The sequence below is a fragment of the Malikia granosa genome, from assembly GCF_002980595.1.
GTDB classification, from domain to species: Bacteria; Pseudomonadota; Gammaproteobacteria; order Burkholderiales; family Burkholderiaceae_C; genus Malikia; species Malikia granosa.
Genome location: NZ_PVLQ01000001.1, coordinates 1 through 12,832 on the forward strand (window position 1 = coordinate 1; position 12,832 = coordinate 12,832).

Consider the following 12,832-nt stretch of genomic DNA (forward strand, 5'->3'; position numbering starts at 1 on the left):
CAACACCGATCTGCTGTGGACGAACGGTAACGGTGCAGCATCAGTCTGGACCATGGACGGACTAAATGCGACATCGATCGTCGATCACGGTCCCTATGCCGGCTGGAAGCTGGACGAGCTGCAGCCGGCTGTCACGACGAGCGACGTGAACCTGGTCGGAATCCAGGACCCTGGTTCCTATTAAGCCTTGCAGGGCTTGAAATCACCGAGGCATAAAGACAATCGACAGTCCCTGCAAGCAGTCGGCGCCTGAAGCGCCTGTCAGCCGCACCAGCCTGGCCTTGTCCCGTGGGAGCAGGCCAGGACAAAAGGCCTGAGCTGCGGGACATATGTCCCGTTGCGTCCCGGTTTTCCGCGCCTTACATTGGGTCCGACCTCAGGGTCGGATTGCCCAACAACAAGCACAGGGAGAGGGAAGCATGGCCACCGAAAAACGCAAGCCTGGCAAGGCGCGCAAGACCCCGCAGGTAGATGCCGAAGCGGCATCGCTCAGTCCCTTCATGCGGCTGGCGGCTACGCTGCCGGAGCAGACCGACTTCCCCACCCTGCTCGCCAAGCAGGGGCTGGCGCCCGAGATCGGCACGGTGGTCTACATCCATGGCATCAACAACAAGCCGGTCGCCTCGGTCCTCAAATGCCAGTGGGACAGCGCCCTGTTCGGTGCCGCCATGGGCGACCGCACCCGCATGGCCTACTGGGTCAACCGCAGCCGCTACCCGGTCCCGTCGAGCGAGAGCTGCGCCGCCAAGGACGGACTGCCGACCGTCGAGAGCGGACCGGGCAGCCGGGGCCTGGCTGCCGAAGCGCTGGACACGGGCCCCGAACTCTCTGACCCGCAGCGCCAGCTGATGGCGCGCCTGGAGCAGCGCCTGCTCGAACCCGCCAGCGAGGAAGCGGGCCCATCCGCCAAGCTGCTGCCCTTGCCAGCCGGCATGCGGCGCTGGATCGTGCGCCAGATCAGCCGCCTGTTCCTGAAGGACGTGCGCGACTTCTTCTTCGATGCCACGGAGCGCGAGCGGATGGAAAAGAGCCTGCTCGACCGGCTGCAAGTCGGTGGCGGGCCCTTCATCGTGATCGGGCACAGCCAGGGCTCGATGATCGCCTACCAGGTGCTGCGCAAGCTGCAGAAGAGCCAGTGCGACGTGCGGCTGTTCCTGACCCTGGGTTCGCCACTGGGACTGCAGGAAGTGCAGGACATGCTGCTCAAGCTCGAGCCCGACCGGCCGCTCGCGGTGCCGGACTGCGTCGACCGCTGGCTCAATGTCGCGGAACGGCTCGACCCGGTCGCACTCGACACCGACCTGTCGAACGACTACGGCCAGAACCCGCGTGGCATCCGGATCGAGAACATATCCAGACTCAAGATCAACCCGGAATGGGAATCGAATCCGCACTCGGGCACCGGCTATCTCTCGATCGATGAGGTGCGCCAGGCCGTGCGCGACACGGCCGGTGCCAGCTTCAGCAACCTGGTGGGACGCGCGATCGTGATGAAGGACCTGGTCAGCGACCTGGAGGACGGCACGCACGAGCAGCGCCATCCGACCCTGATCCAGCTGGTGTCGGACGACAGCCAGTCGCTCGACGCGGCGCGCGAGCGCCTGCAGGCCTTGCTGACCGAGGTGCTGGCGCAGAGCCGGGTGCCGCTGGAGGCGGGACGCATCCAGACCATGAAGCGCTTCGTCTCGGCCGACCTGACACGCAGCGAGATCGAGCAGCTGCGCTCGCACTGCAGCGAACTCAAGATCGACCGGGTCTGGCGCAACGGCGTCAAGCGCCAGCTGATCCACCGGTCCAGCCAGACCGTGCAGGCGCGCCCGGCCAACCTGGGCTACGGCGCGCGCGGCCAGAACATCGCCTGGGCCGTGCTCGACACCGGCATCGCGGCCGGCCATCCGCATTTCGCCACTCACCAGAACGTGGTCGCGCAATGGGATTGCACCCGCGACGGCCCGGCGCAAGCGCTCACGCCCAAGGACAAGCGCTTCGCCACGCTCGACGGCAACGGCCATGGCACCCATGTCGCCGCCATCATCGCCGGCGCGATGAAGCTGGCGCAGTCGCCGAACGACCCGCGCGAGATCGAGCTGCAGGGCATGGCGCCCGAGGCCAGGCTGTACGGCTTTAAGGTGCTCAAGGACAGCGGCAGCGGCGAGGACGCCTTCATCATCAAGGCGCTCGACCTGATCGCCGATCTCAACGAGCGCGCCGGCCAGCTGGTCATCCAAGGCGTCAACCTGAGCCTGGGCGGCAACTTCGACCCGAGCGTGTTCGGCTGCGGCCACACGCCGCTGTGCCAGGAGCTGCGCCGCCTGTGGCGCCAGGGCGTGCTGGTCTGCCTGGCGGCCGGCAACGAGGGCTATGCGCTGCTCGAATCGCAGAACGGCGTCATGCCGGCCAATATGGACCTGTCGATCGGCGACCCGGCCAACCTGGACGAGGCGATCGCCGTCGGCTCGATCCACAAGTCCAACCCGCACAGCTACGGGGTGTCCTACTTCTCGTCGCGCGGACCGACCGCCGACGGCCGCATGAAGCCCGACCTGGTCGCGCCCGGCGAGAACATCCTGTCGGCGCGCCACCAATGGCCCAAGCAGGGCAGCAGCGCGCGCGACTACTACGTCGAGATGAGCGGCACCAGCATGGCCGCGCCCCATGTCTCGGGGCTGCTGGCGGCCTTCCTGTCGGTACGCAGCGAGTTCATCGGCTACCCGGACCGGGTCAAGCAGCTGCTGCTGGCCAATTGCACCGACCTCGGACGCGATCCCTATATCCAGGGCAAGGGCATGCCCAACCTGATCAAGATGTTGCTGAACACCTGAAGGAGAGCGAGCATGTACCAGGTCAAGTTCTTCGAGGGCGACTACTACGCGCGCCAGCTGGCGGCCAACCAGGCCGGTGCCGTGGCCTATGTCGAGCATCACTTCAACAGCAGCTCATCGACCCAGGCCAGCTATGCGGTGGTGGTGGTCGGCGCGAACGCCTCCCAGGTCAGCCGCAACTGGGGGCGCTGGTATGCGAAGGCGATCGCCGAGCAGTTCGGCATCGCGGTCGGCGGCGACCAGGGCATCCTGGTCGGCGGCTGGAGCGGCCGCGGCGACGGCAACCTCAAGCACACCCAGATGCCGGCGGTGCTGCTCGAGCCCCTGTTCGCGAGCCATCCGCAGCAGGCCGACCTCATCCGCAGCGACAGCGGCCAGGCCATCCTGGCGCGCATCCTGGCCGAGAGCATCCGGCGCTTCTTCCCGCAGGGCGGGCTGATCGCCTTCAGCGTCGGCCACAAGTACAAGACCAGCCAGCCGAACGACCGCGGCGCCGACCTGGCCGGAGGCGGCAGCGAGGCCGACTATGCCGAACTCGTGCTCAAGAAGGCTGCGCAGCTGCTGACCAGCGAGGACGACAAGCCGGGACCGCGCAAGCTGCGCCTGATGCGGGGCGACCAGCTGCTGTTCGAGACCGTGGTCGACGAGGATGCCGTGCTGTCCTGGTCGCCCGACCGCAACCTGCTGTTCATCCCGGACTGAGCCGCGGAAGATGGCGGCAACAGGCCGGATGATGCTGTGGGATCAGACGCGCTGGCGGCTGCCGGCCGTCTTCTGGTTGCTAGTTCTGTGGCTGGCGCTGCTGCCGGACAGCCGCGCGGCGCAATCGGCCGCTGCGGGCGTCCCGGTACGGCTGTATTTTCCCAACGAGCGGCTGAACCCGGACCACAGCGACTGCTCGGCGGTGTTCCCGATCGAGCGGCAGCTGGCGCAGGCACAACGGGCGGCCCCGGCACAGGCTGCCTTGCGGCAGTTGCTGGCGGGGCCCACCGCAGACGAGCGCGCGGCGGGCTACCACTCGCTGTTCTCGCCCGCCAGCGCCGACCTGCTCAAGCGCTTGAGGATAAGCGGCGGCACCGCCTATGTCGACCTGGCCGATTTCCGCGCCCGGCTGCCTGGCAGTTCGTCGAGCTGCGGCGCGGCCGAATTCCGCGCCCAGATCGACCAGACCTTGCGTCAGTTCAGCGGAATCTCGCGGGTGCGCTACGCGATCGACGGCGATCCGCGCCTCTTCCACGACTGGATGGGCGAGCCCTGCGGCCAGGCCAACGGCTATTGCAACCCTCGGCCCTTCCGGGTCAGGACAGGTCGATAGGAAGGCGGCTCAATCGGCCTGGTTCACCAGTTCCATGTGCTCGACCACCGGCGGCTGCAGGAAGAAGGGGCCGACGATGGAACGCCATTCGGTGAAGGCCGGCGACTGGCGGAAGCCCACCGTGTGGTCCTCGAGCGTGGCCCAGAAGATGGTCAGGATGTAGCGGCCGGGCGACTCGAGGCTGCGGTTGACCTTGTGGCCGCAATAGCCCTGCGCCTTGGCGATGACGCTGTTGAGGCCGTGGACGATCGCGACTTCGAAGTCGGCGGCGTTGGCGGGATCGATGCGGATGTCGGCGTGTTCGAGGATCATGGCAGGACTGGAGGATGGCTGGTACGAGGGGTCAAGCCTGCATCATAGCCAGCGGACAGCCGGCGACGGCCTCGGGAACGGGCGTCGAATATGTCAACATAGCGCGTTTGGTCGGTTTCAGCGACCGCATCCCCTATCCGAGACAGCATGAAGATCATTCGAGGCCTGCACAACCTGCTGCGCCACCCGCAATCGGCCGGCCCCGGCTGCGCCTTGAGCATAGGCAATTTCGACGGCGTGCACCGTGGCCACCAGGCCATGCTCGCGCTGCTGATCAACGAGGCGCGCCACCGCGGCGTGCCCAGCTGCGCGATGATTTTCGAGCCGCATCCGCGCGACTATTTCGCGGCCAAGTTCAACAAGCCCGAGCTGGCGCCGGCGCGCATCGCGACGCTGCGCGACAAGCTGCACGAGCTGCGCCGCTGCGGCATCGAGCAATGCGTGATCCTGCCCTTCGACGAGCGGCTCGCGACCCAGTCGGCGCAGGACTTCATCTCGCAGATCCTGGTCGGCGCCTTGGGTGTGCGCTACCTGCTGGTCGGCGACGATTTCCGCTTCGGCGCCCAGCGTCAGGGCGACTACGACATGCTCGATGCGGCCGGTGCCGTGCAGGGCTTCGATGTCGCGCGCATGATGAGCTACGAGGTGCATGGCCTGCGCGTGTCAAGCTCGGCCGTGCGCGAGGCGCTGGCCGAGGGCCGGATGGAGGACGCCGCCGCGCTGCTGGGACGTCCCTATGCGATCAGCGGCCATGTGGTGCATGGCGCCAAGCTCGGGCGCGAGCTCGGCGCCAGTCGCTCGGGAGCGGGCGACGGCTTCCGTACCCTCAATCTGCGCTTCACGCACTGGAAGCCGGCCGCCAGCGGCATCTTCGCGGTCCAGGTGCATGGCCTCGATCCGGCACCGGACGCGCCGCCGTTGATCGGCGTCGCCAACCTCGGCGTGCGGCCCTCGCTCGACCCGAATGACGTCAACGGCGGACGGGTGCTGCTCGAGACCCATTGCCTCGAATGGCCCGAGCGCGTGCAGCAGGCCCTGGGCAAGGCGGAGGCCTACGGTAAAATCATCCGGGTGGAGCTGCTGCACAAACTGCACGACGAACTGAGGTATGACGGTCTGGAAGCCCTGACTCGGGGCATTGCCAAGGACTGCGAGGACGCGCGCGCCTGGTTCGCAGCACGCGACGAGGCCGCCCATGCCTCGACCGGCCGCCAGACCACGCGCGACCGAATCTAATACCCGCCTGCTGCAAGCCGCCGCCCCTGGACAGGCTCGGGGTGGGCGGTCACTGTTTTGAATTTCCTGCACCCGCGGGCCGAGCCTGTCGCCGACACCCAATTCCCGACCATGTCCGACGCCAACACCACCGACTACAGCCAGACGCTGAACCTGCCCGACACGCCCTTCCCGATGCGCGGCAACCTGCCGCAACGCGAGCCGGGCTGGGTCCAGGGCTGGCAGGACGAGGACCTGTACCAGCAGCTGCGCGCCGCGCGCCAGGGTGCACCGAAGTTCGTGCTGCACGACGGCCCGCCCTATGCCAACGGCCAGATCCACATCGGCCACGCGGTCAACAAGGTGCTCAAGGACATGATCGTCAAGGCGCGCCAGCTGGCCGGCTTCGACGCCCAGTACATCCCGGGCTGGGACTGCCACGGCCTGCCGATCGAGAACGCGATCGAGAAGCTGCACGGCCGCGGCCTGTCGCGCGACGAGATGCAGGCCAAGGCGCGCGCCTTCGCGACCGAGCAGATCGCGCAGCAGATGGCCGACTTCAAGCGCCTGGGCGTGATCGGCCAGTGGGACCAGCCCTACCGCACGATGGACTTCAAGAACGAGGCCGAGGAGCTGCGCGTCTTCAAGCGCGTGATGGAGCGCGGCTTCGTCTACCGTGGCCTGAAGCCGGTCTACTGGTGCTTCGACTGCGGCTCCTCGCTGGCCGAGTTCGAGATCGAATACGCCGACAAGAAGAGCGACACGCTCGACGTCGCCTTCCTGGCTGACGACAAGGCCAAGCTGGCCGCCGCCTTCGGCATCGACGCCGAACAGCTGACCGAAGCCTTCGCGGTGATCTGGACCACCACGGCCTGGACCATTCCGGCCAACCAGGCGCTCAACGCCAACCCCGAGCTGGTCTACGCGCTGGTCGACACGCCGAAAGGCCAGCTGCTGCTGGCCGAGTCGCTGGTCGAGAAATGCCTGGAGCGCTATGCGCTCGAAGGCCAGGTCATCGCGACCGCGACCGGCGACCAGCTCGCCGGCCTGGCCTTCCGCCACCCGCTGTTCGACCTCGATGCCGGCTATCGCCGCCTGTCGCCGATGATGCTGGCCGACTATGTCAGCGCCGACGACGGCACCGGCATCGTGCACTCGGCGCCGGCCTACGGCGTGGACGACTTCAACACCTGCATCGCCCATGGCCTGGCCTACGACGAGATCCTGAACCCGGTCCAGGGCAACGGCCAGTACGAGGCCGAGCTGCCGCTGTTCGGCGGCCTCAACATCTGGAAGGCCTGCCCGCTCATCATCGAGACGCTCAAGGACAACGGCCGCCTGCTGGCGACCAAGGCGATCACGCACAGCTACCCGCATTGCTGGCGCCACAAGACGCCGGTGATCTACCGCGCCGCTGCGCAGTGGTTCGTGCGCATGGACGAAGGCGTTGGCATCTTCACCACCGACAAGGCACCCAGGAGCCTGCGCGAGCTCGCGCTGGAAGCGATCGAGCACACGCACTTCTACCCCGAGAACGGCCGCGCCCGCCTGCGCGACATGATCGCCAACCGGCCTGACTGGTGCATCAGCCGCCAGCGCTCCTGGGGCGTGCCGCTGCCCTTCCTGCTGCATGTGGACAGCGGCGAGCCGCATCCGCGCACGCCCGAGATCATCGACCTGGCCGCCGAGGTGGTCGAGGCCGGTGGCGTCGAGGCCTGGAGCAAGCTGTCGGTGGCCGACATCCTGGCACGCATCGGCTCGCAGGACGACGCCACCAGCTACAGCAAGAGCACCGACATCCTGGAAGTCTGGTTCGACTCCGGCTCGACCCACACCACGGTCTTGAAGGGCAGCCATGCCGGCAGCGCGCACGATCAGGGTCCGGAGGCCGACCTCTACCTCGAAGGCCATGACCAGCACCGCGGCTGGTTCCACAGCTCGCTGCTGCTGGGCTGCGCGCTGTACGACCGCGCGCCCTACAAGGGCCTGCTGACGCACGGCTTCACGGTCGACGGCCAGGGCCGCAAGATGAGCAAGTCGGTCGGCAACGTGGTGGCGCCGCAGACCATCAGCACCAAGATGGGCGCCGAGATCATCCGGCTCTGGGTCGCGATGACCGACTACTCGGGCGACCTCGGCATCGACGACAAGATCCTGGCGCGCGTGGTCGACGCCTACCGCCGCATCCGCAACACGCTGCGCTTCCTGCTCGCCAACATCAGCGACTTCGACGCCGCGACCGACGCGGTACCGTTCGAGCAGCTGCTGGAAGTCGACCGCTACGCGCTGAGCCGCGCCTCGGCCTTCCAGGCCGACCTGCTGGCGCATTACCAGGTCTACGAGTTCCACCCGGTGGTGGCCAAGCTGCAGGTCTACTGCTCGGAGGACCTGGGCGCCTTCTACCTCGACGTGCTGAAGGACCGCCTCTACACCACGGCGCCCAAGAGCCTGGCGCGCCGCTCGGCGCAGACCGCGCTGCACCAGATCACCCACGCGATGCTGCGCTGGATGGCGCCCTTCCTCTCCTTCACCGCCGAGGAAGCCTGGGCCATCATCGGCCACACGCCGTCGATCTTCACCGAGACCTACCTGCCGCTCGAGACCCCGAACGAGGCGCTGATCGCCAAGTGGAGCCGGGTGCTCGAGCTGCGCGGCATCGTCAACAAGGCGATCGAGGAACGCCGCGTCGCTGGCGAGGTCGGCTCGTCGCTGCAGGCCAATGTGATCCTCACGCTGGGCGCCGAGGACCTGGCGCTGCTGCAGAGCCTGGGCGATGACCTCAAGTTCGTCTTCATCGTGTCGGCCATCGAGCTGGCGGCTGGCGATGAGGTGGCGGTCGAGGTCAAGGCCTCGGGCGCGCAGAAATGCGAGCGCTGCTGGCATTACCGCGACGATGTCGGCCACGACGAGGCGCATCCGGGCATCTGCGGCCGCTGTACCAGCAACCTGCACGGCGCGGGCGAAACCCGCAGCGTAGCCTGAGATGGCGCGCCGCCCGAACGCGGCCACAGGCCGCACGAGCAAGGCCCTGCCCTTGCCGCCTGTCAAGGGCGCAGCAGGCCCGGGCCTGCTGTTCTGGCTGGCGCTGGCGCTGCTGATCCTGGTCGCCGACCAGCTCAGCAAATGGCTGATCCTGGCCAGCTATGTGCAGCATGAGTCCACGGTCGTCACCAGCTTCTTCAATCTGGTGCGGGTGCACAACCCGGGCGCGGCCTTCTCCTTCCTGGCCGATGCCGGCGGCTGGCAGCGCTGGTTCTTCACCGCGCTGGGCCTGTGTGCGGCCGGCTTCATCGTCTGGCTGCTGCGCGCCCATGCCGGCCAGCGCCTGTTCTCGTTTGCGCTGTCCTGCGTGCTGGGCGGCGCTTTAGGCAACGTGATCGACCGCATGCTGCATGGCTATGTGGTCGACATGCTCGACTTCCACTGGCGCTGGCTGGAGCCGGTCTTCCCGGCCGGCCATTTCCCGGCCTTCAACCTGGCCGACGTGGCGATCAGCGTCGGCGCGGCCGGGCTGATCCTGGACGAGCTGCTGCGGGTGCGGCGTAGCCGGCAGGGCTGACAAGCCCTACACTGGCCACCATGGCATGGGCGCAGCACCGGATGCGCCGCACACCACAGGGAGGCCAAGCGTGAGGAATCCTGCCACCCGCGCGACCCAGCTCGTGCTGCTCGCTCTGTCGCTGGGCCTGTCGGCCTGTGCCGGCCTGGTCAGGCCGCCCGCTCCGCCCAGCCAGGTCAACTCGCTGGGCATGAAGTTCGTGCTGATACCGGCGGGCGAATTCCTGATGGGCAGCGACGAATCCCCGCAAGGGCTGGCGCGGGATTTCCCGTCCTACGAGCCCAGGCGCTTCCTGCAGCTGGGCGACGAACAGCCGGTGCACCGGGTACGGATCAGCAAGCCGTTCTGGCTCGGCCAGCACGAGGTCACGGTGGGCCAGTTCCGGGCCTACCTAGAGGCCTCGGGCCATGTACCCGAGTCGGTCGCCGACGGTACCGGCGCTTACGGCTACAACCCCGACTACGACCCGGCCAGCACGGCGCGCGGCGATGCCTTCGAAGGCCGGGATCCGCGCTATTCCTGGGACCAGCCCGGATTCGCCCAGAGCGATCAGTCACCGGTGCTCAACGTGACCTGGAACGACGCGGTGGCGATGGCGCGCTGGCTCAGCCAGCAGGAAGGTCGGACCTATCGCCTGCCGACCGAGGCCGAATGGGAATATGCCTGCCGCGCCGGCAGCCGGACCCGCTACCCCCAGGGCGACGACCCGCAGTCGCTGGTGCAGGTGGCCAATGTCTTCGATGCCGCGGCCCTGCCCTACTGGCCGCGCTGGCAGGCCTATGCCCTGGCCGGATCGGACGGCCATGCCTTCAGCGCCCCGGTCGGCAGCCTGGCAGCGAATGCCTTCGGGCTGCACGACATGCTGGGCAACGCCTGGGAATGGGTGGCCGACTGGCATGACGAGGCCTATTACGCGAGCTCACCGGGCGTGGACCCAACGGGGCCCGAGGATGGAGGCGTCAAGGTCAGGCGCGGCGGCTCCTGGCACAGCTGGGCGCTGTATGCGCGCTGCGCCTTCCGCAACTGGAACACGCCGCAGACCCGCTACACCCTGGTCGGCATGCGCCTGCTGCTCGAGGCCGAGGACGACGACCGGCGGCGCTAGCGCAGGCTCAGCGGGGTGACAGGCTGCCCTGCCAGCCTGCTTGCAGCCGGATGCTATGGCGCGCGGAAGCGGACCTGCTGCCGGGGAACCACCTGGGTGGCGAAATCGGCGTCGTCCGGAATCGGGACCCGGAAGAAATCGCGCTGGAACAGCGGGAATCGGTCAAACTTCTTCGAGCGGAATATCCAGCGGTTGCGCTTGAGCTCGCTGTAGCGGTCGCCGGCGAATTCCTTGTGGATGGCCGTGAACGGCAGGATGTTTTCGGCGAACTCCTCGTTCATCCGGTTGCCGGGGTCCTGCTGGAAGCGCTCGAAGGCGGCGAACTGATCGGCACAGATCACCTGGATGGCGGTCTCCGGCATGCGGTAGCGCAGCGACCACAGCACATGCCAGCCGGACGAGACCTCGTTGATGAAATCAGCCAGCCGCTGGCTCAGGATGAAGGCATCCGACTCGATGTGGACGATCTTGCTGGCACCCGTCAGGCGCGCCAGCTGCAGGGAGTGGAAGAAGCTGCGCCACCAGCCGGGGTAGACCGCGGCGGCTTGACGCCCGAGGTTGTCCGGAAACCGGGCCAGCAGCTTGGCCTCAGCAGGCAAGGCAGCCCCTGCCGTCGCCGGAAAACTGCCTATCACCTGCGCGTCAGGCACGTAAGGCGAACCGTCGTCGATCGCGAACATCCGGTCCCAATCGATCGGTCCCTGCTCGTAGTAGTCAAGCCAGCGCTGATAGCGCGACTGCCAGGCGGCCTGGTCTCTGGCATAGCAGGTACAGAACAACAGGGTGCTCATCTTGGGTCGGGACATTTCATTCAAGGGCGGTCTGGCGGCTGCGGTCGGACTCATGCCGCCGGCACCGGCCGGCGCCAGGCCAGGATGCGCCCGATGCAGGTCTGGACGGTCTCGCCTTGCTGGTTCGAGGTCGTGATCAGCACCCGGACCATGCCGCGGTCGGGCTTGGAGCGCGACGGGGTGATCTCGAGCACCTCGATCTCGGCGCTGAGCCGGTCGCCAGGCCGGGTCGGGCGCGGCCAGCGCAGCTCGTCGATGCCGGCGCCGACCAGGCCGCCGGCCAGCTTGAAGTCGCTGTCGACCAGCAAGCGCATCGTCAGCGACGCGGTGTGCCAGCCGCTGGCGGCCAGGCCGCCGAACAGCGTCGGTCGGGCCGCCTCGTCGTCGAGGTGGAAGGGCTGCGGATCGAAGCGGGCGGCAAACTCGCGGATCGCGTCGGGGTCGAGCGTGAGGCTGGCCGAGGCAAAGCGCTGGCCTGGGCTCAGGTCTTCCAGGTAGAGGGAGGGAGTCATCGACAGGTCGGGGCCTCGATCAGGGCAGCAGGATGCTCGAGCCGGTGGTCAGGCGCGCCTCGAGATCGCGGTGCGCCTGCGCCGCCTGCTCGAGCGGATAGCGCTGGTCGATGTGGATCTTGACCTGGCCGCTGGCGACGACCGCGAACAGCTCGTCGGCCATGGCCTGGGTGCGCTCGCGCGTGCGGGCATGGCTGGCCAGGGTCGGCCGCGTGACATAGAGCGAACCCTTTTGCGCCAGCACGCCGGGGGCAAACGGCGGCACCGCGCCCGACGAGTTGCCGAAGCTGACCATCAGGCCGAGCGGCTGCAGGCAGTCGAGCGACTGGCCCCAGGTGTCCTTGCCGACCGAGTCGTAGACCACCTTGACGCCCGCACCGCCGGTGATCTCGCGCACGCGGGCGACGAAGTCCTCGGTCCGGTAGTTGATCATGTGAGCGGCGCCGTTGGCGAGCGCCAGCGCGCATTTCTCGTCGCTGCCGGCAGTGCCGATCAGGCGGTAGCCGAGCGCCTTGGCCCATTGGCAGGCGATCAGGCCGACGCCGCCAGCCGCGGCATGCCAGAGCAGATAATCGCCCGGCTCGAGGCCCTCGACCGGACGGGTGCGCTTGAGCAGGTATTGCGCGGTCAGGCCCTTGAGCATCATGGCGGCGCCGGTCTCGAAGCTGATCGCGTCGGGCAGGCGGCACACGCTCATGGCCGGCATGACGCGCAGGTCGCAATAGCTGCCGGGCTGGCCGCTGCCGGCATAGGCGGCGCGGTCGCCGACCTGCAGGTGGGTCACCCCTTCGCCGACCGCCTCGATCACGCCCGCGCCCTCGCCGCCCAGGGTCAGCGGCATGGCCATCGGATACAGACCCGAGCGCTGGTAGGTATCGATGAAGTTGAGGCCGATCGCGTGATGGCGGATGCGGACTTCGCCCGGGCCGGGCTCGCCGACCTCGGTCTCGACAAGCTGCATCTGCTCGGGGCCGCCATGCTGGGTGATGCGGACGGCGCGGCTCTTGAAGGTGGCCATGAAAAAAGCTCCTGCTGATTGGGTTCGGTGCAAGCTTGCCATCCTGCCACGAAAAACCGCGGCATTCGGCACGGCAGGCTTTTCACGGGACGGGCAACTGGCTAAAGTCGCTGGGCGACCGGATGCAACGGCACGACCTGCCTTGGCAGGCGCCGGATCACAAGCCAAGGGCGGCGGTCGCTC

At 67.8% G+C, this 12,832-nt stretch carries 12 protein-coding genes; 8 read left to right on the top strand and 4 right to left on the bottom strand.

Annotation, left to right across the window (positions count from 1 at the left end; translation table 11 throughout):
• From C6P64_RS18315 to C6P64_RS00020, 4 genes are all read left to right on the top strand, one after another.
• Nucleotides 1–184 (top strand): hypothetical protein (locus tag C6P64_RS18315; RefSeq protein WP_211296765.1); only part of this gene is annotated, 184 nt, incomplete at its 5' end.
• A gap of 235 nt (nt 185–419) precedes the next feature.
• Nucleotides 420–2,822 carry a S8 family peptidase gene (locus C6P64_RS00010; RefSeq protein WP_105746551.1) on the top strand — a complete coding sequence of 801 codons (2,403 nt, stop codon included), beginning with the start codon at nt 420–422 and terminating at the stop codon, nt 2,820–2,822.
• Between the two features lie 12 nt (nt 2,823–2,834).
• The gene (locus C6P64_RS00015) at nt 2,835–3,524 is read left to right on the top strand and encodes an N-acetylmuramoyl-L-alanine amidase family protein (protein ID WP_105746552.1); all 690 of its coding nucleotides are present in this window, start codon (nt 2,835–2,837) and stop codon (nt 3,522–3,524) included.
• Nucleotides 3,525–3,555: 31 nt separating this feature from the next.
• Nucleotides 3,556–4,137, top strand: a complete 582-nt coding sequence (locus tag C6P64_RS00020) for a GerMN domain-containing protein (protein ID WP_170073005.1) — start codon at nt 3,556–3,558, stop codon at nt 4,135–4,137.
• Nucleotides 4,138–4,146: 9 nt separating this feature from the next.
• On the opposite strand, the gene C6P64_RS00025 is transcribed toward C6P64_RS00020, so the two are convergent.
• Nucleotides 4,147–4,449, bottom strand: coding sequence for an antibiotic biosynthesis monooxygenase family protein (locus C6P64_RS00025; protein WP_105746554.1), 303 nt, complete (start codon nt 4,447–4,449; stop codon nt 4,147–4,149).
• A gap of 147 nt (nt 4,450–4,596) precedes the next feature.
• On the opposite strand from C6P64_RS00025, the gene C6P64_RS00030 reads away from it, so the two are divergent.
• The 4 genes from C6P64_RS00030 to C6P64_RS00045 all read left to right on the top strand — a co-directional run bounded on the left by C6P64_RS00030 (nt 4,597) and on the right by C6P64_RS00045 (nt 10,328).
• Entirely contained in the window at nt 4,597–5,685 is a 1,089-nt protein-coding gene (locus C6P64_RS00030) for a bifunctional riboflavin kinase/FAD synthetase (RefSeq protein ID WP_105746555.1), read from the top strand.
• 111 nt (nt 5,686–5,796) lie between these two features.
• Entirely contained in the window at nt 5,797–8,646 is a 2,850-nt protein-coding gene (ileS, locus tag C6P64_RS00035) for an isoleucine--tRNA ligase (protein WP_105746591.1), read from the top strand.
• Nucleotide 8,647: 1 nt separating this feature from the next.
• Nucleotides 8,648–9,223: a signal peptidase II gene (gene lspA, locus C6P64_RS00040; protein ID WP_105746556.1), complete on the top strand. Its 576-nt coding sequence runs from the start codon at nt 8,648–8,650 to the stop codon at nt 9,221–9,223.
• A 70-nt stretch (nt 9,224–9,293) separates the two neighbouring features.
• Entirely contained in the window at nt 9,294–10,328 is a 1,035-nt protein-coding gene (locus C6P64_RS00045; RefSeq protein ID WP_425436656.1) for a formylglycine-generating enzyme family protein, read from the top strand.
• 53 nt (nt 10,329–10,381) lie between these two features.
• On the opposite strand, the gene C6P64_RS00050 is transcribed toward C6P64_RS00045, so the two are convergent.
• From C6P64_RS00050 to C6P64_RS00060, 3 genes are read right to left on the bottom strand one after another with little or no spacing between them, the layout of a single operon-like run.
• Nucleotides 10,382–11,119 (bottom strand): hypothetical protein, encoded by a 738-nt coding sequence (locus tag C6P64_RS00050; protein WP_105746558.1) that lies wholly within the window; start codon nt 11,117–11,119, stop codon nt 10,382–10,384.
• 50 nt (nt 11,120–11,169) lie between these two features.
• Complete coding sequence (locus C6P64_RS00055) at nt 11,170–11,631, bottom strand: MaoC family dehydratase (protein ID WP_105746559.1); 462 nt, start codon at nt 11,629–11,631, stop codon at nt 11,170–11,172.
• Between the two features lie 19 nt (nt 11,632–11,650).
• Nucleotides 11,651–12,649 carry a quinone oxidoreductase family protein gene (locus C6P64_RS00060; RefSeq protein WP_105746560.1) on the bottom strand — a complete coding sequence of 333 codons (999 nt, stop codon included), beginning with the start codon at nt 12,647–12,649 and terminating at the stop codon, nt 11,651–11,653.
• Between the last annotated feature and the right edge of the window lie 183 nt (nt 12,650–12,832).